Origin of the sequence: Psychroserpens jangbogonensis (genome assembly GCF_000797465.1) — a bacterium.
Taxonomy (GTDB): Bacteria; Bacteroidota; Bacteroidia; order Flavobacteriales; family Flavobacteriaceae; genus Psychroserpens; species Psychroserpens jangbogonensis.
The window spans coordinates 178,056-203,557 of sequence record NZ_JSWG01000012.1 but is presented as its reverse complement, the minus strand read 5'-3'; the positions used below and the strand labels follow the sequence as shown (position 1 = coordinate 203,557).

At 32.8% G+C, this 25,502-nt stretch carries 24 protein-coding genes; 6 read left to right on the top strand and 18 right to left on the bottom strand.

The window, feature by feature from the left end; genetic code table 11:
- Positions 1–5: 5 nt before the first annotated feature.
- Positions 6–1,400 (bottom strand): FAD-dependent oxidoreductase, encoded by a 1,395-nt coding sequence (locus tag RH81_RS13020; protein ID WP_033960992.1) that lies wholly within the window; start codon positions 1,398–1,400, stop codon positions 6–8.
- Position 1,401: 1 nt separating this feature from the next.
- Positions 1,402–2,670, bottom strand: coding sequence for a kynureninase (gene kynU / locus RH81_RS13015; protein ID WP_033960991.1), 1,269 nt, complete (start codon positions 2,668–2,670; stop codon positions 1,402–1,404).
- A 126-nt stretch (positions 2,671–2,796) separates the two neighbouring features.
- On the opposite strand from kynU, the gene RH81_RS13010 reads away from it, so the two are divergent.
- Positions 2,797–3,216 (top strand): (4Fe-4S)-binding protein, encoded by a 420-nt coding sequence (locus RH81_RS13010; protein WP_033960990.1) that lies wholly within the window; start codon positions 2,797–2,799, stop codon positions 3,214–3,216.
- Between the two features lie 156 nt (positions 3,217–3,372).
- On the opposite strand, the gene RH81_RS13005 is transcribed toward RH81_RS13010, so the two are convergent.
- On the bottom strand, positions 3,373–4,059 hold the full coding sequence (locus RH81_RS13005; RefSeq protein WP_033960989.1) for a hypothetical protein: 687 nt from the start codon (positions 4,057–4,059) through the stop codon (positions 3,373–3,375).
- A gap of 112 nt (positions 4,060–4,171) precedes the next feature.
- Between RH81_RS13005 and RH81_RS13000 the strand changes: the two genes are divergently transcribed.
- Positions 4,172–4,966: a class I SAM-dependent methyltransferase gene (locus RH81_RS13000; RefSeq protein ID WP_033960988.1), complete on the top strand. Its 795-nt coding sequence runs from the start codon at positions 4,172–4,174 to the stop codon at positions 4,964–4,966.
- Here RH81_RS13000 and msrA read toward each other — a convergent pair.
- The 3 genes from msrA to RH81_RS12985 all read right to left on the bottom strand — a co-directional run bounded on the left by msrA (position 4,963) and on the right by RH81_RS12985 (position 7,632).
- Positions 4,963–5,619 carry a peptide-methionine (S)-S-oxide reductase MsrA gene (gene msrA, locus RH81_RS12995; RefSeq protein ID WP_033961286.1) on the bottom strand — a complete coding sequence of 219 codons (657 nt, stop codon included), beginning with the start codon at positions 5,617–5,619 and terminating at the stop codon, positions 4,963–4,965. The genes RH81_RS13000 and msrA overlap by 4 nt on opposite strands.
- Before the next feature lie 136 nt (positions 5,620–5,755).
- A complete protein-coding gene (locus RH81_RS12990; RefSeq protein WP_033960987.1) occupies positions 5,756–6,535 on the bottom strand; it encodes a zinc ribbon domain-containing protein in 780 nt (259 codons plus the stop codon).
- Between the two features lie 2 nt (positions 6,536–6,537).
- Positions 6,538–7,632: a Nif3-like dinuclear metal center hexameric protein gene (locus RH81_RS12985; protein ID WP_033960983.1), complete on the bottom strand. Its 1,095-nt coding sequence runs from the start codon at positions 7,630–7,632 to the stop codon at positions 6,538–6,540.
- A gap of 71 nt (positions 7,633–7,703) precedes the next feature.
- Here RH81_RS12985 and lpxK point away from each other — a divergent pair, with 71 nt between their 5' ends.
- Positions 7,704–8,717 (top strand): tetraacyldisaccharide 4'-kinase, encoded by a 1,014-nt coding sequence (gene lpxK / locus RH81_RS12980; protein ID WP_338152381.1) that lies wholly within the window; start codon positions 7,704–7,706, stop codon positions 8,715–8,717.
- Here the strand turns inward: lpxK and RH81_RS12975 are convergent.
- The 7 genes from RH81_RS12975 to RH81_RS12945 are packed head-to-tail and all read right to left on the bottom strand — an operon-like array spanning position 8,712 to position 15,998.
- Entirely contained in the window at positions 8,712–10,943 is a 2,232-nt protein-coding gene (locus RH81_RS12975) for an ATP-binding protein (RefSeq protein ID WP_033960980.1), read from the bottom strand. The genes lpxK and RH81_RS12975 overlap by 6 nt on opposite strands.
- A 51-nt stretch (positions 10,944–10,994) precedes the next feature.
- On the bottom strand, positions 10,995–11,990 hold the full coding sequence (gene gap / locus RH81_RS12970; protein ID WP_033960978.1) for a type I glyceraldehyde-3-phosphate dehydrogenase: 996 nt from the start codon (positions 11,988–11,990) through the stop codon (positions 10,995–10,997).
- Positions 11,991–12,869, bottom strand: coding sequence for a lipoyl synthase (lipA, locus tag RH81_RS12965; RefSeq protein ID WP_033960972.1), 879 nt, complete (start codon positions 12,867–12,869; stop codon positions 11,991–11,993).
- Between the two features lie 49 nt (positions 12,870–12,918).
- Entirely contained in the window at positions 12,919–14,130 is a 1,212-nt protein-coding gene (locus tag RH81_RS12960) for an Nramp family divalent metal transporter (RefSeq protein ID WP_033960969.1), read from the bottom strand.
- Between the two features lie 6 nt (positions 14,131–14,136).
- Positions 14,137–14,685 (bottom strand): RNA polymerase sigma factor, encoded by a 549-nt coding sequence (locus tag RH81_RS12955; RefSeq protein ID WP_081988317.1) that lies wholly within the window; start codon positions 14,683–14,685, stop codon positions 14,137–14,139.
- Entirely contained in the window at positions 14,676–15,788 is a 1,113-nt protein-coding gene (locus RH81_RS12950; protein WP_033960967.1) for a glycosyltransferase, read from the bottom strand. The genes RH81_RS12955 and RH81_RS12950 overlap by 10 nt, the downstream gene beginning before the upstream one ends.
- Positions 15,789–15,794: 6 nt before the next feature.
- The gene (locus RH81_RS12945) at positions 15,795–15,998 is read right to left on the bottom strand and encodes a membrane or secreted protein (RefSeq protein ID WP_033960966.1); all 204 of its coding nucleotides are present in this window, start codon (positions 15,996–15,998) and stop codon (positions 15,795–15,797) included.
- A 181-nt stretch (positions 15,999–16,179) separates the two neighbouring features.
- Here RH81_RS12945 and aqpZ point away from each other — a divergent pair, with 181 nt between their 5' ends.
- Entirely contained in the window at positions 16,180–16,866 is a 687-nt protein-coding gene (gene aqpZ / locus RH81_RS12940) for an aquaporin Z (RefSeq protein ID WP_033960965.1), read from the top strand.
- An 81-nt stretch (positions 16,867–16,947) separates the two neighbouring features.
- Here the strand turns inward: aqpZ and RH81_RS12935 are convergent, their stop codons facing one another.
- The 4 genes from RH81_RS12935 to RH81_RS12920 all read right to left on the bottom strand — a co-directional run bounded on the left by RH81_RS12935 (position 16,948) and on the right by RH81_RS12920 (position 20,712).
- Positions 16,948–17,751 (bottom strand): anti-sigma factor, encoded by an 804-nt coding sequence (locus RH81_RS12935; protein WP_033960963.1) that lies wholly within the window; start codon positions 17,749–17,751, stop codon positions 16,948–16,950.
- 11 nt (positions 17,752–17,762) lie between these two features.
- On the bottom strand, positions 17,763–18,293 hold the full coding sequence (locus RH81_RS12930) for an RNA polymerase sigma factor (RefSeq protein ID WP_033960962.1): 531 nt from the start codon (positions 18,291–18,293) through the stop codon (positions 17,763–17,765).
- Between the two features lie 215 nt (positions 18,294–18,508).
- The gene (murB, locus tag RH81_RS12925) at positions 18,509–19,522 is read right to left on the bottom strand and encodes a UDP-N-acetylmuramate dehydrogenase (protein WP_033960960.1); all 1,014 of its coding nucleotides are present in this window, start codon (positions 19,520–19,522) and stop codon (positions 18,509–18,511) included.
- Positions 19,522–20,712 (bottom strand): pyridoxal phosphate-dependent aminotransferase, encoded by a 1,191-nt coding sequence (locus RH81_RS12920; RefSeq protein ID WP_033960958.1) that lies wholly within the window; start codon positions 20,710–20,712, stop codon positions 19,522–19,524. The genes murB and RH81_RS12920 overlap by 1 nt, the downstream gene beginning before the upstream one ends.
- Positions 20,713–20,830: 118 nt before the next feature.
- Between RH81_RS12920 and RH81_RS12915 the strand changes: the two genes are divergently transcribed.
- Positions 20,831–22,171, top strand: a complete 1,341-nt coding sequence (locus tag RH81_RS12915) for an aspartyl protease family protein (RefSeq protein ID WP_033960956.1) — start codon at positions 20,831–20,833, stop codon at positions 22,169–22,171.
- 34 nt (positions 22,172–22,205) lie between these two features.
- Here the strand turns inward: RH81_RS12915 and RH81_RS12910 are convergent, their stop codons facing one another.
- Positions 22,206–22,634: a DUF1573 domain-containing protein gene (locus RH81_RS12910; RefSeq protein WP_033960955.1), complete on the bottom strand. Its 429-nt coding sequence runs from the start codon at positions 22,632–22,634 to the stop codon at positions 22,206–22,208.
- A 188-nt stretch (positions 22,635–22,822) separates the two neighbouring features.
- Between RH81_RS12910 and RH81_RS12905 the strand changes: the two genes are divergently transcribed.
- On the top strand, positions 22,823–25,453 hold the full coding sequence (locus tag RH81_RS12905; protein ID WP_033960953.1) for a valine--tRNA ligase: 2,631 nt from the start codon (positions 22,823–22,825) through the stop codon (positions 25,451–25,453).
- The last annotated feature ends 49 nt before the right edge of the window (positions 25,454–25,502 follow it).

Below are 25,502 nucleotides of genomic sequence, written 5' to 3'. Positions count from 1 at the left end.
ATTTTTTAATGTAATCCTGCAATTCTATCGTCTTGTAGAATGGCTTCGGTTTCTGTATTTACTTTATCTAAAATGTCTTTTATATCATCTTCTGTTGAGATAATATCATCAGCTAACAGGTTTAAAATCGCTTTGTCTTGAGCTCTTCCTTTAAGCATAGCTTCTCTATAACCAATATGTTCGTTAAAGGTAACTAAGCTATATTTTGAAGAATAGTCTTCTGGAAATTCTCTTTCTAAAGCCATTTCAATTTTTCGTTTCTCTTGAAATATAGCTTGACCAACGTGGTCTTTCATTTCATGGAAATTATCAATAGCTAAATCAGCAATAGCATCTGTATCTTTTTTTCTAGTCTTTTCGTATTCACTAAAAATGGTTTCCCAATCGCCTTCATGTTTATCTAAAACAGCATCAAACTCGACAACATCTTCAAAAGATGCGTTCATCCCTTGTCCGTAAAACGGAACAATTGCATGAGCTGAATCTCCCATGAGTAATGTGTTTCCTTTGTAATGCCAAGGAGAACATTTTACAGTTCCTAATGGAGCCGTTGGATTGTCGAAGAAGTCTTCAACTAAGTTTGGCATCAATTCTAAAGCATCTGGGAACTCTTTTTGGAAGAATTCGGTTACGATTTCTGGTGTTGTTAAATTATTGAAATTGTATTCACCTTCATCAAAACTCAAAAATAAGGTCACTGTAAAACTACCATCTAAATTTGGTAAAGCGATGACCATAAAGTCTCCTCTTGGCCAAATATGCAATGCGTTTTTATAGGTTTTATATCCTCCAGTTTCAGTTGGAATAATTGACAATTCTTTATAACCGTGTGTCAAATAATCTTGTGAAAAACTGAATAAAAATTTGCGCTCTAAATAATAGCTTCTTCGCAATGCAGAACCAGCTCCATCTGTTGCAATAATAACATCTGCATCTTCTATAAATTCTTTTTTAGTTTCAAAATCTTGAAACCTAGCAGTTGTATGTTCAAAATCTACCGATTTACATTTTTTATTAAAGTGAATCGTAACATTATCGTGTTTTTCAGCTTCAGTTAGCAATAGCCCATTAAGTTCGCCTCTTGAAATAGAATTGATATATTCATGATCTCTTCCACTATAATTTGATAAAAAAGTATCGCCTTCTTTATCGTGAAGCATGCGACCATTCATTGGAATACAAAGTGCTTTAACAACATCTTCAATACCAACAAGTTTCATGGCTTTATTGCCGCGATCTGAAAATGCTAAGTTAATAGAACGGCCAGCTGAAATATCTGTTTTACGTAAATCTGGACGCATTTCATAAACGGTAACGTTATAACCACGTTGTCCTAAACGCAATGCGAGTAGACTTCCACAGAGTCCTGCACCAATAATAAGTATATTTTGTTGTTTCATATTAGTTTAAAATGGTCTTTAAGCGTTCTACAAATCCATAAATATCCATAAACGAATTGTATAATGGAACAGGTGCACATCTAATCACATCAGGTTCTCTCCAATCGGTAATAATTCCAGCTTTAGTCAGTTTGTCGTGTAATGCTTTATCAGCATTTTTTACTTGAATTGAGAGTTGACATCCTCGTTCATCTGGATTGCTAGGAGTAATTATTTTAATATCAGAATTATTGAGTTCATTTAACAGAAACTCAAAATAACCGGTTAGCTGTTCCGATTTCTGACATAGATTTTCAAATCCAGCGTCTTTAAATACATCTAAAGATGCTCTAATGGCAGCCATAGATAAAATAGGCGGATTGCTTAATTGCCAACCTTCTGCTCCAGGTAATTGTTCAAATTCATCACGCATTCTAAAACGTGTTTGCTTGTTATGTGACCACCAACCTGTAAAGCGGTTAAGATCTTTATTATATGCATGACGTTCATGAACGAAGGCGCCAGATAAACTTCCTGGTCCTGAGTTTAAATATTTGTAACTGCACCAAACTGCAAAGTCTGCTCCAGAATCATGAAGATTTAATGGAACATTTCCAGCGCCATGAGCACAGTCAAAACCAACAACACATCCATGTTTATGCCCTAAGGTTGCTATCCGTTTTAAATCGAAAAATTGTCCTGTATAATAATTAACACCACCAATCATAACTAGTGCAATCTCATCACCATGTTGCTTTAAAATGGTTTCTAAATCATCATAGTTGGCTAATTCTTCGCCTTGGCGAGCTTTCCATAAAACTAATCCTTCTTTATCATCATATCCATGGTGACGCAATTGTGATTCTACAGCATATTTATCACTAGGGAATGCATCAGCTTCAATTAAAATTTTAAAACGTTTTGGAGTTGGTTTGTAAAAGCTTACCATCATAAAATGAAGATTAGCCGTTAGAGAATTCATCACAACAACTTCTAAAGGTTTAGCTCCAACAATATTTGCCATTGTTTCAGTTAAAAACTCATGGTAATGTAACCAAGGGTTTCTACCTTCTGTATGACCTTCAACACCAAGATTTGCCCAATCTTCGAGCTCTTGATTAATGTAGTCTTTTGTTATTTTAGGCTGTAAGCCTAAAGAGTTTCCTGTCATATAAATGAGCTCATTTCCGTTTTTGTCTTTAGGAAGATGAAACTGCTTTCTATAAGAAGAGAGTTTATCATTTTGGTCTTGTTGTTTAGCGAAATCAAGACCTGATTTATAGTTGGACAAGTTGTTTGGTTTTATGGTGTCAAACAAAAATAAGAATAATTACGATAGGAAAGAACTGTTGAAAGCGTCAATTTTAGAGAGAAAACGAACTACTTTTTTTAGTATCTTTAAAGAAATCATTGAGGTATGGGAAAGACAAAAGAATACAGCAACGGAGAGGTTACTATTGTTTGGAAGCCTGATTCTTGCATTCATTCGGCAATATGTGTTAAAGGTTTAGCTGATGTATTTCGGCCTAAAGAGAAGCCTTGGATTAAAATTGATGCAGCTTCCACTGAGGCATTAGTAAAACAAGTTAAAGCTTGTCCGTCTGGTGCAATAAGTTATTATATGAATGGTGCAGATGATAATGAAGCCGAATCTTTAGAAACTAAAGTTGAGGTGTTAGAAAATGGACCACTTTTGGTTTATGGCACGTTGAATGTAACACATAAAAATGGGAGTGAAGAAACTAAAAATAGAACAACAGCTTTTTGTAGGTGTGGTGCTTCTCAAAACAAACCATATTGTGATGGCGCGCACGTGGACAAAGGTTTTAAAGGATAAGTAAAAAGCGCTACAACTAAATAGATGAAGCGCTTTGAATATATATAGACGCAAAGTGCGGAATATTATTATACTTTATATACGTCTTTAAGTCGTGAATTGGATGTTATAATTACAATCAATATCCAACTTTAATATTTATTTAAGATTTAGAATTTACTTCACTGTAATATTTGAGAAGTAGAGATTAAAATTACCTTCAGCCATTTTGTGGTCTTTTGCTATTTTGATTCCGTTGAAATCTTCGTGGTTTTCAAAAGTTGTTGTCATTGAAGGTTCTTTACTATTACCTTCTCTAAAAACCCATTCTTTAATTATGTAGTCGTCGTCATAATAGATGTCATAAGCATCTCCTGGTGTATAACCACCTTCATTTCCGTAAGTCAAGGTGATTTTATTTAATTCGGTTTTAGAAATAGGAGTAATTTCTTTTATAGCTTCTGAAAATGTTGTGCCTTCATCCCAAACGAGTTGAAAAGGAATGAGCATCCAAAATTTGTCATTAATGAAAGCTCTATCGGTTTTCATGGATACGCTATCCATTGATTTTCGATTAAAGTTAATGGTGTCTTTTTTAGAAACTAATCTTACGTTATCAATTTTAGGATTCCACGTCCATGAGCGTTCAAAATGGTTTTCACCTCTATCGACATTAAAGGTAAATTTAATTTCGTTGACGTTTTTCCAATTGTCAAAGCCATGAGCTTTTGCGATTTTTTCAGCTGTAGTAAGTTCTTTTTTTTCTTCTGAAGCTGTTTCAGCTTCAGTGGTTTGATCTTTTGTTTCAGATTTACAAGCTGTCAGAATAGTAAGCAAGCATAAAATGGTTAGTAGTCTTGTCATTCTTTTTTTTTTGTAAAAATACTTTTTTGAATGCTCTTATCTACAAGGTTTTTGAAAGCTTTTAGAAAAAATAAGGTTGTAAGTATTATTTTAGGGTTTTAATACTGAAGTTATGAGTGACGACTATTTTGAAGTTAACAGACAAACATGGAATGAAAAAGTGAAAATTCATTCTAAAAGTGATATGTATGATTTGGATGCCTTTAAGAATGGAAAATCGTCTCTAATGTCATATGAGTTGAATGCTCTAGGAAATGTACAAGGGAAGTCTTTATTGCATTTACAATGTCATTTTGGGCAAGACACCTTAAGTTGGAGTAGAGCAGGAGCAAAATGCGTTGGCGTTGATTTAAGTGATGAAGGCATTGTGATGGCAAAAGCTCTAAATGAAGAACTTCAACTTGATGCCAACTTTGTGCGATGTAATGTTTTGGATACTTCTGAGTATGTAAACGAAACTTTTGATATTGTATTTACATCTTATGGAGTTATTGGCTGGTTGCCAGATTTGAAGCCATGGGGACAAATGATTGTAGAGCGTTTAAAAAAAGGAGGTACTTTTTATATGGCTGAATTTCATCCTATTGTTTGGATGTTTGATTACTTAGATGGCAAACAAATTATGAAATATGGTTATATGCAAGATGACGCCATTTATGAAGAATATGAAGGGACTTATGCTAATCAAGATTCAAAAATGACGAGTAAAGAATATGGCTGGAATCATGGATTAAGTGAAGTGGTTAATGCGCTTATTGAAGCTGGTTTAAAAATTGACTATTTAAACGAGTATGACGAAAGTCCGTATAACGTATTGCCAGATCTAGTAGAAACCAAATCTGGCAATTATGAGACTAAGAATAAACTGTATCCTCTTATTTTTGAAATTAAGGCAACTAAGCTTTAATGGTTTTCTTTTAAAATACCTGGCATTTTAGCTTGAAAACTTCTTAGCCTTGGTAGGGATACGTTTCTAATGTAACCATTGTTTGGATGAAGTCTTTCATAATTTTGATGATAATCTTCACCTATCCAAAATTTTTGAAATGGGTAAACTTCAGCTGCAATTTTTGAATTGAGTTTTTTTGCTAAGGCTGTTTTTTTTTGATCAATGATTTTCTTTTGCTCGTCGTTCTGGTAAAAGATAATAGAACGATACTGAGAGCCTCGATCTGGTCCTTGGCCATTAACTTGTGTCGGATTTTGTGAAGCAAAATAAACATCAACTAAAGTGGCAAAACTAACGACATTGGGATCGTAAATAACTTCTACAGCTTCGGCATGACCAGTTCTACCAGTATTGCTTAATTGATAGGTTGGCTTGTCAGAATGTCCTCCAGCGTATCCATTAATAACTTCGTCTACACCTTTAACGCTTTCGTAAACTGCTTCTACGCACCAAAAACAGCCACTTGCAAAGTAGGCTTTGGCTTTTCCGTTTTCTAATGATACTTCAATGGGATTTGCGTTAATAACCGCTTGTTGCTCTGTACTAGGTTGTGCAATGTTTTGGCAACTGAATAGTAATGTGATGGCTAATGTTGTAAAAAATGTTCTCATTTTTAAATATTGATTTTTCCTTTTCATTATGTCGATAAAAGATACGAAACCTTAATATGAAGATTGTGAAAGTTTTATTAAAATAAAAAAGCCTTCATTAGATGAAGGCTTTTTTAAATTTATAATGAGATGTTGACTATAGTTTAGAAAACATTTTCCCCATTTTATCTTGTTCTTCTTGTGCTAATTCAGCATCAACAAGAATTCTTCCACTATGCTCGTCTGTAATTACTTTTTTACGTGAAGCAATTTCAACTTGTATTTGTGGTGGAATTGTAAAAAATGATCCTCCAGCTGCACCTCTTTCAATTGGTACAACAGCTAATCCGTTTTTAACATTGTTTCTTATTCTTAAGTATGCATTCACTAAACGATCATCTAATTTCTTTTGAAAATCTTCAGATTTTTTAAGTAACGCATCTTCTTCTTTTTGTGTTTCAGCTAAAATTTCGTTCAACTCACTACGCTTATGCTTAAGATGTGTCGTACGATCTTTAAGTTTGTCTTTAGTTGTAGAAATAACTTCTTTTTTCTGATCAATCTGAACTTTAAACTCTTTAATATGTTTATCAGCTAATTGAATTTCTAATTCTTGAAACTCAACTTCTTTAGTTAAAGAATTATACTCTCTGTTATTTCTAACATTCTTTTGTTGCTCAGAATACTTTTTGATTAACGCTTTCGCTTCCTCAATAAGGTTTTTCTTTCCTTTGATTTGGTCATCGATAAGATCTAAGTTAGTACCTAACTTTTCAAGTCTTGTATTTAAACCTTCAACTTCATCTTCTAAATCTTGAACCTCTAAAGGTAATTCTCCTCTAAGGTTTCTAATTTCATCTACTCTAGAATCGATTAATTGTAAATCATACAATGCTCTTAATCGAACTTCAACAGTTGCTTCAGCTTTTTTTGCCATAATTATAAATACTTTACCGGATTTGTATTCGTCGTTGATAAAACGACTGCAAAATTAGTGATTTTTTTCGAGAGATAGTCTACTAAAAAGGTTTTTGTGAACTGTTCACTTTCATAATGTCCAATATCTGCTAAAATAATGTCATTTTCTGCCGAAAAGAAATCATGATATTTCAAATCTGATGTAATTAAAATATCTGCTCCAGCAGCTTTAGCAGCTGATATAGCGAAACTTCCAGATCCTCCTAATACTGCAATCTTGGACACATTCTCTTTTATAAGGTTAGAATGTCTGATGCATGAGACATTCATTTTTTCTTTTACAAATTGAAGAAATGTTTCAGTTTTCTCGCTGTTTACTATTTCCCCAACCATTCCTATACCTATATTTTGGTTATAATTATCAAGTGTTGTGACTTCAAAGGCAACTTCTTCATATGGATGGTGTTCAAAAAGTGTATTTAAAAGTCGCGGCTCTATATGTTTACTAAAGGTTACAGAAATTTGAGTCTCAGGCTCTTCATGTAATTCACCTTTTATGCCTACTTGAGGTTTTGAAGATTCATTTCCTCTATACGTGCCTTTGCCTTCTGTATTGAAACTGCAATTGTCATAATTTCCAATATTGCCAGCTCCTGCCTTAAACAATTCGGTTCTTAAAGATTCAGCATTTTTAGTAGGAACATATGTTGTTAACTTTTTAATGGTTCCTTTTTGAGGAATTAATATTTTTTTATTTGTTAACCCTAAAGTGTTACAAATAATATCATTAACGCCTTTTAGTGCATTATCTAAAGCTGTATGAATCGCAAAAATTGCGATATCATTTTTAATGGCTTTCAAGACGGTTCTTTCAACATAAGATTTCCCTGTTATTTTTTTTAATCCTTTAAAAATAATGGGATGAAAACTCACGATAAGATTGCAATTTTTTTCGATGGCCTCATCGACCACTGCTTCTAGAGTGTCAAGTGTCACTAGAACTCCTGTGACTTTTGATTGCTTGTCTCCAACTAAAAGTCCAACATTATCAAAGTCTTCTGCGTAATTAAGAGGTGCTAATTCTTCTAAATAGTTGATGACATCTTTTACAATCATAATTGTGAATTTGTTTCAAATATAAAATTTTATAGTCATTTGATATGATTATATTAGCAATTGATTTCGTAATGATGAAGCTAATCCGAAAGATACTTTTACCTATCGTTCCCATATACTATTTAGTAACTTGGTTTCGTAATGTGTTATATGATTTAGGTTGGAAGTCTTCAACTTCGTATCAAATTCCGGTGATATGTGTTGGAAATTTGAGTGTAGGAGGTACTGGAAAAACACCTACAATAGAATATCTCATCAGATTTTTAAGTCAAAATTATAAAGTAGCTACATTAAGTAGAGGATATAAGCGCGAATCTTCTGGGTTTATTATAGCTGATGAAAATTCAACTGCGATTTCAATTGGAGACGAACCATTTCAGTTTTATAAAAAGTTTAAAGATGTTATCGTTGCTGTAGATACAGATAGAAGACATGGTATTTTACAATTATTACAGCAAAAAAAGCCAGAAATTATATTACTGGATGATGCGTTTCAACATAGAAAGGTGAAAGCAGGCTATAATATTTTACTCACTTCATATGATAACTTGTATAGCGATGACATAGTATTGCCTACTGGTAATTTAAGAGAGCCAAGAGCAGGAGCTAATCGCGCTAATTTAATTGTTGTGACCAAATGCCCAGAAACAATCTCTGAGCCTAAAAAACAAGCGGTAGTTAATAGATTAGAACCATTACCTAATCAAAATGTGCTTTTTAGTTCTATTGTGTATTCTGAAAATGTTTTGAATGAAAATGGAAGTTTCGCTTTAAGTGAATTAAAAGATGAAACGTTTACGTTAGTTACAGGAATTGCCAATCCGAAACCGCTAGAAGATTATTTAACGCATAATGGGTTGCAATTTGAACACTTAGAATTTAAGGATCATCATAATTTTACTGATGAAGATATAAAAAACTTAAAAAGCAAAAAAAGAATACTAACTACAGAAAAGGATTATGTAAGGTTGCTGCCTTATTTTAAAGACGATAATTCACTGTTTTATTTACCAATTGAATTCAAAATAGATCAATCAAAGTTGTTTGAAGATTCGCTTAATGCGTACTTGAAAACTTCACTATAAAGAAGGTGTCGTTTTCTCGTTTTCAGAAAGCACTTCATACAATTTCTTTTCAAAATCTTCTTGTTTGAAAGGCTTAGAAATGATATCATCAAATCCTGCTTCGTCAAACTCATGCATTTTGTCTTCTAACGTTACAGCTGTAAGTGCAAAAATAGTAAGTTCTTTGTCGAATGTTCTAATGATTTTAGTGGCTTCGAGTCCACTAATTCCTGGCATATGGATGTCCATAAGTACAACATCGTAAGTGTTTTCTTTTACCTTTTCAACTGCATCCTCACCATTGTCTACGATTTCGCACTCAAGACCCATCTTATTCAAGATTTTCTTGGTAATCATTTGATTAATCTTGTTGTCTTCAACAATCAAAATCTTAATGTTGCTAATGTCCAATTTGCTAATGTTTTTAGAGTAATCCTCTTTAATAATTTTAACTTCTTCTGGAGCGTAGGTTAATGGTATTTCAAAAAAGAATGTTGTTCCTTTTCCGAGTTCACTTTTGAGGTAGATTTTTCCTTTTAATATTTCAATTAATCCTTTAACAATAGAGAGGCCAAGTCCTGTACCTCCATATTTCCTATTAATCTGAATTGAGCCTTGGGAGAAGCTCTCAAACATATTATCTTGCTTTTCTTTAGAGATACCAATACCATTATCTTCAATTTCAAATCGCAGAACATGGTCGTCTCCATTTTTAGAAATACTATATACTCTTACCCAAATATCTCCATCTTTGGTAAACTTAATCGAGTTACCAATTAGATTGATTAATATTTGTGATATTTTCAAATTATCTCCAACAAACGTATGTGGTAAATCTTTTTGAAAATCGTAGTGCATTATGGTATTGTTGTCTAATGCTGAATTATTTAAAGCAGAAACAACGTTTTCTACTTTCATCTTAAGGTTAAACTGAACTGGGTCAAGTTCAACTTTATTTGCTTCAATTTTGTTAATCTGAAGAATATCATTAATAAAGGTCAGTAAGTAATCTCCTGAAAACTTTAAAGACTTTAAATGCGGTATTTGGTGTTCTTTTGGCTCTTCATCTAATAACATATTTGTTAATCCTGTTACTGCATATAAAGGAGTTCTAAGCTCATGAGTAACGGTAGATAAGAAGTTCGCTTTAGTTTTAGAAGCTTGTTCTGCTTTACGCATAGCTTCAATAAGATCATCATTTTTTTCATGAAGCATATTATTTGACTTCAATCTAATATTGTTGTTTTTGTAAAGCGCTAATGTTAATAATGATAAAATTGTAATTAAGGCAATACTTAATATAGTTGTGATTTTTGCTAAACTACTTTCAGATTCTTGTTCTTCTATTATCGTTTTTAGCTTTTCATAGTCAGCAGCGTTGTATGCCTCAATATATTGTACTCTTTTCTCGGGAGTTAAATTTTCGCGTTTAATATCAAGTATGGAGTCAGATAAGCGGACATGTCTAGCCAAATAATCGTGTGCTAATTCAAAATCAGTTTCATTCTCATAAATATTACTTAGCGTTAAATAGGCTTCATTAGTGTTTTCAATAAATCCATTTGCTTCTGCAATTTCTAGACCTTCTTCAGTTATTGAAATAGCTAACTTATTGTTGCCAAGTTTATCTATTGTTTTTCCACTATAGATTAATGCATTCGACAGAATATTATTTTGATCATACTTTTTGGCAAGCACGATAGTGCGCTCAAGTAATGATTTTGCAGTTTTATAATCTTTAAGTTTAAGATTTACTTTTGCTTCGTTTAAAGTAACTTCAGGTATATATCGCTCAAGGTCTTCTTCCTCAAATTTGGTTTTTGCTGAGTTAAAGTAGTCTAAAGCTGTTTGATATTCTTTTTTACTTGCATGAAGTAAACCTCTAATATTATAGGTCATGGCTAGGTTACCATAATCATTAATTTCTCGTTGAATTTCTGCTGCTTTAGTAAGTGAAACAAGAGCATTCTCATGCTCGTTAACAGTGAATTGAAGTTTCGCTATTTTGGTGTGAATTTCACCTTCACTTTTCCTATCGCTTATTTTAATAGCGATAGTTAGGGCTTTTTCAAGGTTGTCTTTCGCATTAAAATAGTCACCTCTCTCATTATCAAAATTTGATTGAGTGATTAGGTTTTCAATGCGCATTTTTAATATATCAACGTCTTCTTCTGAATCTTCTTGAGCAGAGACAGATATCGAAAAAGTGATTAAAAAAGCTAATATGTAATATCTAATTTGGGACATATTTTGGCCACTTTATTTGGACAAATATAAATATTTATTCGATAAAAGACACTATTTCATCGACAAATTGCAAATTAAATCTAAAATTCGAGTAGAATAGCCAGTTTCATTGTCATACCAGCCCACTATTTTTATCATGTTTCCAATGACTGAAGTCATTTGAGAATCAAATATGCAAGAATGAGGATTACCGACAATATCTATAGATACAATTGGATCTTCAGTATATTCAAGAATATCCTTTAAATACGTTTGAGATGCGGTCTTAAAGGCCGAATTAATCTCTTCTATAGTAACTGTACGTTCTACGTTAAAAGTAATGTCTGTTAATGATCCGTTAGCAACGGGAACTCTAATTCCACAGCCACCAATTACGTTGGATAAATCAGGAAAAATTTTGGTTAGTGCCTTTGCTGCTCCTGTAGTTGTGGGAACAATAGATTGTCCTGCAGCACGTGCACGTCTTAAATCCTTATGAGGTTGATCGTGTAAACTCTGATCTGTAGTGTAAGAATGTATTGTTGTTATATAGGCTTGTTTTACTCCGCAAAGCTTGTGTATAACCGAAATCATAGGAGCGGCATTATTAGTCGTGCACGATGCATTTGAAATAATAGGCTCATTGCCTTCAATCTCATGATCATTGACTCCTAATACCACAGTTTTTATATCGTCTTCAATTGGAGGTACTGATAAAATGACTTGTTTTGCGCCATTTTTTATATGGTATTCTAAATCTGAAGATGTTTTAAATTTTCCAGAAGATTCAATGACGTAATCAACATTATATGGGTTCCAATCAATATCTTTTGGATGATTTTGATTTAAAAGCGGAATGCTTCTGTCGTTTATAACAATATCAGCTTCTGAGCATGAAATCTTATGTTTTGATACACCATGAATACTATCGTATTTCAATAAATGACTAAGAGTTTTGGTGTCTGCCAGGTCATTGATCGCTACAACTTGTATGTCTTCTCGTTCCTGAATGAGTCTAAAAACACGTCTTCCAATTCGACCAAACCCATTAATTGCGACATTAATCATTTAGTTGATATGTTTTTGTGCTTTGTACGAAGATCTCACTAAAGCGCTACTTTCTACATGTCGAAAGCCTAAATCTAGCCCAATGGTTTTGTACTCATCAAATTGTTCTGGTGTGATAAATTGCTTTACAGGTAAGTGCATTTTACTTGGTTGGAGATATTGTCCAATAGTAACGACATCTACATCATTTGCTTTTAAATCATGAAGTGTTTCGATTACTTCCTCACGAGTTTCACCTAAACCTAGCATAATACCAGATTTGGTACGACGTTGTCCTTGTTGCTTTAAATATTTAAGCACATGCATGCTACGGTCGTACTTGGCTTGAATACGAACTTCACGACTCAAACGTCTTACAGTTTCTATATTATGGGACACCACTTCTGGAGCTACTTTAATAATTCTGTCAATGTGTTGCTCTAAACCTTGAAAGTCCGGAATAAGAGTTTCTAAAGAAGTTTCAGGATTCATTCGCCTCACAGCTTTAACCGTTTCACTCCACATAATACTTCCCATATCTTTAAGGTCGTCTCGGTCAACACTAGTTAAAACGGCATGTTTGATTCCCATAATTTTAATAGAACGTGCTACTTTCTCAGGTTCGTCCCAATCTACAGTTTCTGGTCTTCCTGTTTTAACACCGCAAAAACCACAAGAACGTGTACAAATATTCCCTAAAATCATAAATGTTGCAGTCCCTTCTCCCCAACATTCTCCCATATTCGGGCAACTACCAGATGTGCAAATTGTATTTAATTTGTACTTATCTACTAGACCTCTGAGCTCTGTGTACTTTTTTCCGGTAGGAAGCTTAACACGAAGCCATTTAGGTTTCGGTTGACGTTTAGTGGTTGTATTTGAAGTTACTTCTGTACTCATTCTAAAAAATTTCAACTACAAAGATACGAAGTATTCTTTTAAATAAATCCTAATAAATAAGATACCAAATGCTAAATCCTACTAAAAATATTATTCCAAGAATACTTAGAAGATGTAAGCCTTTAGAAGGCCTCCATTCTTTAGGTGTGTGCTTGCTAGAAATTAAGATGTAATTAATTATAGCATAAAAGGGAGCAGTTAAAAACGATAGTATTGTTGCTGCTTTTATAAGTAAACCCATTTCAGATGCGAAGAGAAAGAAGATAATAATTGTGCCGCTGGTTAAAATGAGAATCCAGAATAAATATCCTTTTTTTAAGATATTGCCAGTAAGGAGTTGAGTCGTTTTAGCCATTGCCCTTGGTGATGCATCTAAAGTTGTGATTGTGGTGCTAAACATTGTTGTGAAAGCAGCTATGCCTATAAATACATATGCCCAATTACCAAGACTTTGAGTATACATGTCTAGTAGTTGGTTGGCAAACATTCCGGCAGAACCACTAAATGTTTCTCCGCTTTGAAACATGACTAAAGCACCTAAGGCTACAAATGCAATGCCTAGAACGATGGTACTAATGTATCCTACATTAAAATCGAATAATGCCGATTTTGGTGAAAATTCTCCTGAAGATTTCTTCTTTTCAATGGTCCATAACGAATGCCATACAGAAATATCTAAAGGAGCTGGCATCCATCCCATAAAAGCTATTAAAAAGGCGATTTCTATACTGTTTTTAGGAAGGATTTGTTGGAATGACATCGCTTGTGTTTCATTAAATAAAGCAAAACCAACAGCTGTTATGGTACTAATAGTAAGTGTTATAATAATTATTTTTATAAGCTTGTCAAGAAGATTATACTTTCCAACAAGCAATAACAATAGGCAAATTGCTAAAATAATGACAGTCCAAGTTTCAATATTGAAGAAGTCTCCAAATAATGATGCAGCTAAGCCAGCGGTTACAATTGTTACGGCAGTTTGGATGGTAAACATCGTAGCAAATGTGAGAAAGAAGTAAGCAATTAAGACAGGTTTGCCCAATTTTTTATAGCCATCTAAAAGGGATTCTCCAGTTGCTGAGGCATAACGAGGTCCAAATTGAAAAAAGGGATACTTAAAAAGATTAACTAAGAGTAAAGCCCAAATTAAACCAAAACCAAAATCTGCTCCAGCTCTCGTAGATTGAACTAAATGCGAAACACCAATAGCTGCTCCAGCAAATAATAATCCTGGCCCTATTTTTTTGAGACTAAAATTCACTTGTAGTTATTTCTTTTTAATAATCTCAGCTAAAAGTTTTTTTGCTCTTAGTAATTTGACTTTTACATTATTCATTGGTTCGTCAAGTTGTTCGGCTATTTCTTTGTAGCTAAATTCTTGGAAGTATCTTAAATTAATAACTTCTTGATAATGCGGTTTTAATTTTTTAATATCTCGAAGCAATTTAGTAAGGTTCTGTTCCGTAATAAGTTTATCTTCAGGAGATGGTGATTCATCAATAATAGAATGAAAATTATCATCTTTTTCATTGTTTGAAGTATGTGGAACAGATGATTTGCGTTTCCTTAATAAATCAATATGAATGTTTTTAGAGATTGTAATTAACCAAGTTTTAAATTCAAACTTGTCATTATAAGTGTGAATTTTATCAAAAGCCTTCGAAAATGTTTGAATGGTTATGTCTTCAGCATCGTTTTCGTTTTCAGTGCGCTTTAATTGAAATCCATAAACACTATTCCAAAAGGTGTCAAGCAAAAAGTTAAATGCTATTTGATCGTTAGTTTTTGCTTTTTCAATGGCGTCTTCTACTTCCAATACTCTGGTTTTGATATCATATTTTTTATAAATATAAAGAATTGAAAAACAATTAGAAACAACTCCAGAAAAGGGCTGAGGTATGGAAGGTCTTTTTCATTTAGCTTTTGAGAGGCTAAAAAAAGGTTGATTAGTTGAATTACAAATCTTAAAATGATTAATCCTAAGACTATTTTCCATTCAAACATTAAAATCATTAATGTGATAGCTAATGACCAAAATAGAAGTTGAGAGCAATAAAATGTGGCTAGAAAAACCTTATGCTTAAACTTATAATGTTTTGCAGTACTAATATGCCTGCGTTTTTGAATTGCCCAATCTTTTAATGACTTTTTAGGAATAGATTCTGTGAAACTTTCTTTAGAAATACAAATTGTAGTATTCGATGCAGTAGCAACTTGATTAATAAACAAATCATCGTCACCAGAAGCTATTTGCATGTGCTGCATGAACCCGTTTGCTTCAAAAAACTGTTCTCTTCTATATGCTAAATTTCTACCAACTGCCATATAAGGTTGTCCTAATGCCGCATAAGACAAATATTGAATTGCTGTAAAAAAGGTTTCATAGCGAATGAGCTTATTAATAAATGAGCCTTTAATTTTTTTATGAGCACCATACCCTAAAACAATAGTTTTATCATTAGTGAAATGCGAAGTCATTTCTTGAATCCAATGATGAGTTAAAGGTTTGCAGTCTGCATCAGTAAATAATAGAAAATTGTGAGTTGCTGCTTTTATGCCCAGCGTAAGAGCGTATTTTTTATTTCCCCAAAATTTCTCAATAGGTTTTACATTTACAATTTTGATGTTGCTGTATTTTTCTTTAAAGTCTTCCATGACGTTTAAAGTATCATCATTTGAATGGTCATTAATTAGAATGACTTCAAAATCAGAATAATCTTGAGCCAAAATCAATGGTAAAAATTCTCTTAGATTTTCCGCTTCATTTTTAGCACAAACAATAACTGAAACTGAAATATTTTTTTGATTGGGTTTAACTATTTTATGCCTAGTTAAGCTATTGAAAATAATTCCGTAAAAAAAAACTTGAATACCTACAACAACGATAAATACGTAGAATGTTATTTCAAGAATAACCATTAATGATTAAGAGTGTTGAGGTTCGTTGCAATTATCGAATTGTTCAGGGGCTTTTCCACAAAAACCGCAAGCTTCACCTTCTTGATTAAGCATAGGATTTTGACTTGCACAAGTGCCTGCAAACTTTCCGTCTTTTTTTGCCCAAATTTTAATGGCTATACCAGCTACACCTAGACCTAGAAGTATTAATGTGATGATGACGAGTTTCATAAATGAAAGGTTAAAAAATTCTATGCAAAGATACAATTTTTCAAATGTTTTACCGAACAATAAATAAAGATAGTCTAGTGCTTATTTGGGTATTATATAAATAGTGACTTTTTAACATTATTAGTGTCTTATTAATAATTATTATAAATTTAAAATCACTAACTAATATTTTTTATCACTTATGAAAAAATTATTCGCAGAGTTCTTCGGAACATTTTGGCTTGTTTTTGGAGGTTGTGGTAGCGCTATTTTTGCAGCTGCATTTCCAGAATTAGGTATCGGTTTTGCTGGTGTTGCACTAGCTTTTGGTTTAACAGTATTGACAATGGCTTATGCCGTTGGACATATTTCTGGAGGACATTTTAATCCAGCTGTATCTCTTGGCTTATGGGCAGGAGGTAAGTTTTCTGGAAAAGATCTTTTAGGTTACATTATTGCACAAGTTGTAGGAGCAATTGCTGCTGCAGGAATGTTGTATGTTATTGTTTCAGGAAAATCTGATTTTGTAGACGTAGGAGGATTTGCATCTAATGGGTATGGTGAATTATCTCCAGGAGGCTACAGTATGATGTCTGTATTAATAGCAGAATTTCTTTTAACAATGTTTTTTTTGCTTATCATTTTAGGAAGTACTAATGTAAGAGCTCCTAAAGGATTTGCTCCAATAGCTATTGGACTTGGGTTAACATTGATACATTTAATTAGTATTCCAATTTCTAATACGTCTGTAAATCCAGCACGATCTACTAGTCAAGCGTTATTTGCAGGAGCAGATTTCACATCTCAATTATGGTTGTTTTGGTTAGCTCCAATAGCAGGTGCTATTGTTGCAGGATTCATTCATAAAGCATTATTTGATAAAGAATAGGTAAACCCTGTTTCTCTATCAATAAAGAAAGCCACTTTTGATTTATTCAAAAGTAGCTTTCCTTATAAAAAACAATTGCTATTAATTATATCTTTTATTATTTAAGTCGATCTCTGCTACTGCGCTATCAGCTACAGTAGTATTTAAGCGATCTTTAGCTTCTATAGTAATACTTAAAGCTAAGGCATCTTTTAAATAAGGTACAGATTGTAGCTTTTTTTGAGAAGCATCTAAAATTCCTAGATTAACCATTCTATCTTGCATTTCTGCCCAAAGTTGATACGTTTGATCTTCTGGTAGTTGCGGTAAAGACACCACATCAATCATAGACGTTTCGTCTACAGGATTAATATAGGCTACAGTTTTTAAATCTTTAGCGCGATCATTTCCTCTAAACACATATTTTTCGGTTTCAGGATTGTTGAGCTTCATAAACTCGAGCATCAAGTTATCAAGTCTTTTGTTGTTCTCTTCAATATCACTCCTTAGATCAAAAATTTCTTCAACAACAACTTGATTTTCTTTTAATAAACCTTGGTTTTGTTTCGTCTTCATATAATATCCGCCAGCAAAAAGTAAAGCAATAATACTTGCTGCAATACTATACCAAGGTGTACTGCGTTGACCTTTTTCTAACTGGATAACAGGAGTCGTATCTCCTTCAATTTCATTTAAGATATTATCTAAAATTAATTTTGGAGCTTCTACAGCATTAGCTTTAGCGATAACCTCTAGGTTATTTTGTAACCTTATATATTCACTTTCCACTTCTGGATAGGTATCAATATAATGTTCTACTTTCAGGCTTTCTGTAGTAGAGGTTTCATCTAGTACGTACTTGTCAAGTAAACCAGATTGAAAAAAAGTATGTAATTTTTTTTCCATGTGTAACTTATTTAAGGATCATAAACTTTTTTGAGTTCACGAAGTCCTATTTTTAATCTAGACTTAATTGTACCTAACGGAATTTCTAATTCGTCGCTTGCTTCTTGTTGTGTCATACCTTCAAAAAACAAAGCTTTTAAAACAATTTGGTACTTTTCATCTAGCCTCGCAACATGCTCTTTTAAATCTATGACATCTTGATTTAAATTCACTGTTGGTAGGATATATACGTTTGATTTATCAATTTGGACTTCTTTATCAAATCGATTGTTAAAACTCCTTAATTTATCAATAGCTGTATTTTTGGCAATTCGATAGAGCCATGTAAATAATTTTGCTTTTTTAGAATCATACTTTTTGGCATTTTTCCAAACCTTGACAAAAGTTTCTTGCAGAGCGTCTTGAGCGATTTCTTCGTTTATTGTCACTTTTAAGATAACACCATACAAACTATCCGAATAATTTTCATAGAGAAGATTAATGGCTTTTTTATCACCTTTTTCAAGTAATTGTACGATTTGTTGTTCTAAAGGGGTGCTCAAAAAAAATTAAATTTTGTAAAAATTGAATTTGAAATGATCCAAATATCTAATTGTGTCCGTATATATAGAGGATGGTAAAGTTAATTAAAAATTAACGGAACGAAATTAAAATTTAAATCTGTAGAAATTAAACTTTCTTTCTTAAGAAATTGATTAATAGCTTTTTCATGATTCTACAGTAAAACAAAAGTCTCAATTCGTTGAGGCTTTTTGTTTTATATGATATTGACTTCTGTTTCAATAGTTATATCAAAAAGGCGCAATACAGTCTTTTGTATAAGTTTAGACAAATTTAGAATGTCATTGCCAGAGGCACCGCCATAATTTACTAAAACTAAAGCTTGTTTTTTGTGCACGCCATAATTGCCTAGTGTTTTTCCTTTAAATCCTGCAGTTTCAATTAACCAACCAGCTGGTACTTTTACTTCCTGATCTGAAATCACATAGTGTGGCGCATTTGGGAAATTGTCTTGTAACTTCAAAAATGCATCTTTGGCTATAATTGGGTTCTTGAAAAAACTTCCGCTGTTGCCAATTTCTTTTGGATCTGGCAATTTACTTTGTCTAATAGATATAACTGCATTAGAAACATCTTGAATGGTTGGTGTTGAAATATCCATTCGCTCTAATTCTGAAGTAATGGCTCCATAATTAGTGTGCAATACATGATTTTTAGTTGTTAGTTTAAAAACGACACTTAAAATGATATATTTTCCTTTAGCTTCATGTTTGAAAATAGAATTACGATAGTCAAACTTACAATCGCCATTTGTAAAGGTTTCTATGTCTAAAGTTTCAAGATTTAATGCTTCACAAGAATGAAAAGTATCTTTTAACTCAATGCCATAAGCTCCAATATTTTGGATTGGACTAGTGCCGACATTTCCAGGTATAAGTGATAGGTTTTCTAAACCTCCAAAGTTGTTTTCTAAAGTCCAAAGTACAAATTCATGCCAGTTTTCACCAGTATTAGATTTAACTAAAACATTTTCTTCAGTTTGAGAAATGATTTGTTTGCCTTTAATGTTTAAATGCATCACTAAAGCATCAATATCCCTTGTGAGTAGCATATTGCTTCCGCCTCCTAAAATAAACTTGGACGTAGTGCCTTCAGCAGAATACACTGCTATCAAATCAGCAATAGACGTAATAGATATGAACTGCTTTGCTTTTACATCGATACCAAAGGTATTGTAAGGTTTTAGAGATATGTTGTGTTTAATTTGCACTATTCTTTATAAACTTTTAAAGCTTCTTTTAAAATATTGACCGCTTTTATTAAACTTTCTTTGTTTAATACGTAAGCAATTCTAATTTGATTTAAACCAACTCCAGGAGTGCTGTAAAATCCTGCAGCAGGAGCAACCATAACTGTTTCTCCATCTACATCAAAAGATTCTAATAACCATTGTGCAAAAGCATCTGAGTCTTTAATTGGTAATTGCGCTATGCAATAAAAAGCTCCCTTAGGCATGCCTACTTTTACGCCTTCAATCTTCATGAGTTCTTCAACAACTACATTTCTACGTTCTACATATTCACTAATAACATCATCAAAATAACTTTGTGGAGTGTCTAAAGCTGCTTCACTTGCAATTTGTGCTAGAGTTGGTGGGCTTAATCGTGCTTGTGCAAACTTTAATGCTGTTTTAATGACGTCTTTGTTTTTCGAAACTAAACATCCAATACGAGCACCACACATGCTATAACGTTTTGATACAGAATCAATAACTATGGCGTGGTTTTCTAGACCTTCTTCTTGTAATATAGAATAATGACTTACACCATCGTAAGCAAATTCTCGGTATACTTCATCAGCTATTAAAAACAAATCGTGTTTTTTTACGATTTCGGCTAATTTCTTTATTTCTTCTTTAGAATATAGATATCCAGTTGGATTTCCTGGGTTGCAAATAAGAATTGCTTTCGTTTTCGGAGTGATTAATTTTTCAAACTCTTCAATTGGAGGTAGAGCAAAGTTATCTTCAATTTTAGAAATTACAGGAACTACTTTTACGCCTGATGCTGTTGAAAATCCGTTATAGTTAGCATAAAAAGGTTCAGGAATAATAATTTCATCATCAATATCTGTAATGGTACCAAAGGCAAAAAGTAACGCTTCGCTTCCACCTGTTGTGACAATAATATCATCATTTTTTACACTGATGTTATTATTTGCGTAATAATTGGCCAGTTTTTCGCGGAATGCTTCAGAACCTTCAGATCTTGTGTAAGCCAAAATTTCTAAGGAATGTGCCTTTACAGCATCCAACGCTATTTGAGGCGTTTTAATATCAGGTTGTCCGATGTTTAAGTGATATACTGTTTTGCCTTGCTTGTATGCGTTTTCAGCGAAAGGAACTAACTTTCGTATAGGAGATTCTGGCATTAGTTGCCCTTTTTTTGATATTCTTGGCATGATGATATTGTTTATGTGGTAAAGTTCTGAAAATTATCTTAAAGTTTATTTAAAAAATGCAGCTAATAAATAGACTTAGTTTTAAGATTTGTAAATTGAATTAATTACCATCCAACGAATGCTAAAAAAAAATTCTTTATTGCTGTTTTTGTTATTTGCGATAACATCATCTTTTTCGCAAAGTGATTTTAGTTTACCAAATTTAGAAAAGGATAAAATACGGTTCGAGCTTATAGGTAACTTAATTATTCTACCTGTTGAAGTTAATGGAGTTGAACTGTCGTTTGTTTTAGATACTGGAGTGAGTAAACCAATCTTATTTAACCTTGCAAATATTGATTCATTACAAATAAATAAAGTAGAATCTATTTTGTTAAGAGGACTTGGAGGAGGAGCACCTGTAGAAGCTATTAAGTCAAAACACAATTTTTTAAGTATTGGAAATGCCATAAATATTAATCAAGATATATATCTGGTTTTTGATAGTTCTATAAATTTCACTGCAAGGTTAGGAAGACCTGTACACGGCATTATTGGCTATGATTTATTCAAAGATTTTATAGTTGAAATTAATTACGCATCTAAATATATTGTACTTCACAAGCCTAATAGTTACACTTATAAATCGTGTAAAAAATGTGAAACTTTCGATTTGTCATTTTATAAGAATAAACCTTATGTTTTTGGAGAAATTGAAGTCGATTCTAGTTTTGTACCAGTAAAATTATTAATTGATACAGGAAGTAGTGATGCTTTATGGATATTTGAAAATGAAGATAAAGGTCTTGTGCCTACAGAAAACATGTATTTCGATGATTTTTTAGGTAAAGGTTTAAGCGGTAATATCTATGGTAAACGCTCTAAAATTGAAAGATTTAGATTAAAGAAGTTTGAACTAAATAATGTAAATACAGCATTTCCTGATTCTACCTCAATTAGTTTCGCACGTAAGTATACCCAACGAAATGGAAGTATTTCGGGAGAAGTCCTTAAACGTTTCAATATGATCGTAGATTATAAAAACAAAAAACTAACTCTCAAGAAAAATAAAAATTTCAGGTCTTCATTTTCTTATAATAAAAGTGGAATTATTATTGAGCAAAATGGTGTTATTATGATTAAAGAACGAAAAAATCGTTCAGGTTTAGGTTTTAGAGAAGGAAGCGATGCAAATATTCATGTAGAGACAATTACGCATTATAAACTTTCGGTAAAGCCTGCATATACCATAGTTGAAATTCGAAAAGACTCTCCAGCAGAAAAAGCAGGTTTGCTAGTAGGAGATATTATTTTAACAATAAACGGTAAAGAAACTCACATATTAGAACTTCAAAATGTGGTTGGGTATTTTAAATCTAAAACAGGAAAACTTATTAATCTTAAAATTAATAGAAATGGAAGGGTTATGTTGTTTGGATTTAGATTAGAAGATGTATTTAAACAAAAAGAACTCCCTTAAAAGAGAGTTCTTAATATTTATTATTTAAACAGAACTATTGTTGTTCCATTACGCTTTTGTCTTTTTTCTCTAGTGGATTTTGTTTACTAGAGTCTATAATAAGACCTTTAATTTTTAAAGCTACACTAGGTGTGTCCGCATTAGAAGTAACAGTTATTGTCTTTCTAATAGGATTCACTCTGTTTGTGTCATATTTTACAGAAATTTCTCCAGTTTCACCTGGCATAATTGGTCCGTCAGGTTTTTTTGGTACAGTACAACCACAAGTAGATTTTACCTTAGAAATGATTAAAGGTGCATTTCCTGTGTTGGTGAATTCAAATATTCTAACACCATCAGAACCTTTTTCAATGGTTCCATAATCAATTACATCGGTTTTAAATTCTATTTTAGCAACCTTCTCCTGAGCTGTAACACCCAAGCTTAGTAAACCTACAAATAAAATTAACATTACATTTTTCATCATTCAAATTTTAAATTGATACTATCAAAGCTACTTACTTTTTGGCATTCCGCAAAATTAATTAGATGTAATGCAACAATTATTAACATCGTCAAAGTTAAATCTGTCAATAATATGCTGACTTTAATTTCGCAAAAAAAGAAATATAAGTACTTTTGTCAGTTATAAAGCAAAAACAATACCAAAGCATGAGCATACCAACAAAATATTCAGCATCTAATGTAGAGAGTAAGTGGTATAACTATTGGATGGAGCATAATTATTTTCATTCTGTTCCAGATGAGAGAGAACCTTATACCATAGTCATTCCTCCACCAAATGTGACAGGAGTGCTGCATATGGGACACATGCTTAATAATACCATTCAAGATGTTCTTATTCGTAGAGCACGATTGCAAGGAAAAAATGCGTGTTGGGTTCCTGGAACTGATCATGCATCTATTGCTACCGAAGCTAAAGTAGCTGCTAAGCTTAAAGAGCAAGGGATTGATAAAAATGACTTAACTCGAGAAGAGTTTTTAGAGCATGCTTGGGAATGGACCGAAGAATATGGTGGAGTTATTCTTGAGCAGTTAAAAAAATTAGGTTGTTCATGTGATTGGGATCGTACCAAGTTCACCATGGATGATGATATGAGTGAATCTGTAATTAAAGTTTTCGTTGATTTATATAACAAAGGTTTGATTTATAGAGGGTACCGAATGGTTAATTGGGATCCAGAAGCAAAAACAACATTGTCTGATGAAGAGGTAATACATGTTGAACAACAAGGATTACTTTACTATTTAGAATATCAAGTAGAGGGTAGTGATGAGAAATTATCCATTGCAACTACTCGTCCAGAGACTATTTTTGGTGATACTGCGATTTGTATTAACCCTAATGATGAACGTTTTTCACATTTAAAAGGAAAAAAAGCTATTGTACCAATCTGCGGAAGGGTTATTCCTATAATTGAAGATGAGTACGTGGACATTGAATTTGGTACTGGTTGTCTAAAAGTTACGCCAGCTCATGATGAAAATGATAAAGTTCTAGGTGATAAGCATAAACTTGAAGTCGTAGATATCTTTAATGAAGATGCTTCGTTGAATAGCTATGGTTTACATTATGAAGGTCAAGATCGTTTTGTTGTTAGAAAAGCCATTGCAAAAGAGTTAGAAGCGGCTGGTTTGTTAGTGAAAACTGAAAATCACATCAATAAAGTAGGAACGTCTGAACGTACCAAAGCTGTTATAGAACCTCGTCTAAGTGATCAGTGGTTCTTGAAAATGGAAGATCTAGCTAAACCAGCAATAGATGCTGTTTTGGTTAATGGTGATGTAAAGTTGTATCCGAAGAAATTTGAAAACACATATAGACACTGGATGGAAAATATTCGCGATTGGAATATTTCGCGTCAGTTGAGATGGGGACAACAGATACCTGCATTCTTTTATGGTGACGGAAAAGAGGATTTCGTAGTTGCTGAGAACGTAAATGATGCCTTAGTCTTGGCAAAAGATAAAACCGGGAATTCTAGTTTAAAAGTTGAAGATTTAACTCAAGATTCTGATGCATTAGATACGTGGTTTAGTTCTTGGATATGGCCAATGAGTGTGTTTGATGGAATTAGAAATCCTGAAAATGAAGAAATCAAATATTATTATCCTACAAACGATTTAGTAACAGGTCCAGATATTTTATTCTTTTGGGTTGCACGTATGATTGTTGCAGGATATGAGTATAAAGATCAACGACCTTTTGAAAATGTATACCTAACAGGATTGGTGAGAGATAAGCAACGTCGTAAGATGTCTAAATCTCTAGGTAACTCACCAGATGCCTTAAAATTAATCGAAGATTATGGTGCTGACGGTGTTCGTGTTGGATTGTTACTAAGTGCAGCAGCAGGTAATGATTTGATGTTTGATGAAGAACTATGTAATCAAGGTAAAGGATTTATTAATAAAATATGGAATGCCTTTAGACTTGTTCAAGGTTGGGAAGTAAAAGATATCGAGCAGCCAGAATCGTCTAAAATTGCTTTAGAATGGTATGAGCATAAATTTCAAAGTGCATTAGCAGAGATTGAAGATCATTATAGTAAATACAGATTATCTGATGCTTTAATGGGCATGTATAAATTAATTTGGGATGATTTCTGTTCTTGGCTTTTAGAAATGATAAAGCCGGCTTATCAGCAACCAATAGATTCTCAAACGTACGCTTCTGTGATTTCTATTTTTGAAAATAACTTAAAGATTTTACATCCTTTTATGCCATTCTTAACAGAAGAGATTTGGCAACATATAGCATATCGAACACCTGAAGACGCATTAATAATAGCTGAATATCCAAAAGTTGAATCATTTGATGCGCAGTTAATTTCAGATTTTGAAACGGTTAAAGAGATCGTTTCAGGAATTAGAACTATCCGTAAAGAAAAGAACATAGCGTTTAAGGATACCATTGAATTAATGGTGTTGAACAACGAAAATGTGGATTCTAAATATGATACAGTGATTTCCAAAATGGGGAATGTATCAGAAATGAAAACAGTTTCTGAAGCTGTTGAAGGTGCATTGACTTTTAGAGTGTTATCTAATGAGTACTTTATTCCAATGGAAGGAAGTATTGATGTTGAAGCAGAAATTGTAAAGTTAACTGAAGAGTTAAAATATACTGAGGGATTTTTGAAATCAGTTCAAGGTAAATTGAAAAATGAACGTTTTGTTAATAATGCTCCAGAACAAGTAGTGGCTTCCGAAAAGAAGAAAGAAGCTGATGCTTTAGCTAAGATTGAAACGATTAAGGCTAGTTTGGCAAGTTTACAATAGATTCTAATTATAATATTTAAACAAAAAAAGGAGCTTATTATAAGCTCCT

Coding starts and splice junctions, on each gene's coding strand:
- RH81_RS13020 (WP_033960992.1), bottom strand. CDS start 1,400: ATGAAACAACAAAATATACTTATTATTGGTGCAGGACTCTGTGGAAGT.
- RH81_RS13010 (WP_033960990.1), top strand. CDS start 2,797: ATGGGAAAGACAAAAGAATACAGCAACGGAGAGGTTACTATTGTTTGG.
- RH81_RS13005 (WP_033960989.1), bottom strand. CDS start 4,059: ATGACAAGACTACTAACCATTTTATGCTTGCTTACTATTCTGACAGCT.
- RH81_RS13000 (WP_033960988.1), top strand. CDS start 4,172: ATGAGTGACGACTATTTTGAAGTTAACAGACAAACATGGAATGAAAAA.
- msrA (WP_033961286.1), bottom strand. CDS start 5,619: ATGAGAACATTTTTTACAACATTAGCCATCACATTACTATTCAGTTGC.
- RH81_RS12990 (WP_033960987.1), bottom strand. CDS start 6,535: ATGGCAAAAAAAGCTGAAGCAACTGTTGAAGTTCGATTAAGAGCATTG.
- RH81_RS12985 (WP_033960983.1), bottom strand. CDS start 7,632: ATGATTGTAAAAGATGTCATCAACTATTTAGAAGAATTAGCACCTCTT.
- lpxK (WP_338152381.1), top strand. CDS start 7,704: ATGATGAAGCTAATCCGAAAGATACTTTTACCTATCGTTCCCATATAC.
- RH81_RS12975 (WP_033960980.1), bottom strand. CDS start 10,943: ATGTCCCAAATTAGATATTACATATTAGCTTTTTTAATCACTTTTTCG.
- gap (WP_033960978.1), bottom strand. CDS start 11,990: ATGATTAATGTCGCAATTAATGGGTTTGGTCGAATTGGAAGACGTGTT.
- lipA (WP_033960972.1), bottom strand. CDS start 12,869: ATGAGTACAGAAGTAACTTCAAATACAACCACTAAACGTCAACCGAAA.
- RH81_RS12950 (WP_033960967.1), bottom strand. CDS start 15,788: ATGGTTATTCTTGAAATAACATTCTACGTATTTATCGTTGTTGTAGGT.
- RH81_RS12945 (WP_033960966.1), bottom strand. CDS start 15,998: ATGAAACTCGTCATCATCACATTAATACTTCTAGGTCTAGGTGTAGCT.
- aqpZ (WP_033960965.1), top strand. CDS start 16,180: ATGAAAAAATTATTCGCAGAGTTCTTCGGAACATTTTGGCTTGTTTTT.
- RH81_RS12935 (WP_033960963.1), bottom strand. CDS start 17,751: ATGGAAAAAAAATTACATACTTTTTTTCAATCTGGTTTACTTGACAAG.
- RH81_RS12920 (WP_033960958.1), bottom strand. CDS start 20,712: ATGCCAAGAATATCAAAAAAAGGGCAACTAATGCCAGAATCTCCTATA.
- RH81_RS12915 (WP_033960956.1), top strand. CDS start 20,831: ATGCTAAAAAAAAATTCTTTATTGCTGTTTTTGTTATTTGCGATAACA.
- RH81_RS12910 (WP_033960955.1), bottom strand. CDS start 22,634: ATGAAAAATGTAATGTTAATTTTATTTGTAGGTTTACTAAGCTTGGGT.
- RH81_RS12905 (WP_033960953.1), top strand. CDS start 22,823: ATGAGCATACCAACAAAATATTCAGCATCTAATGTAGAGAGTAAGTGG.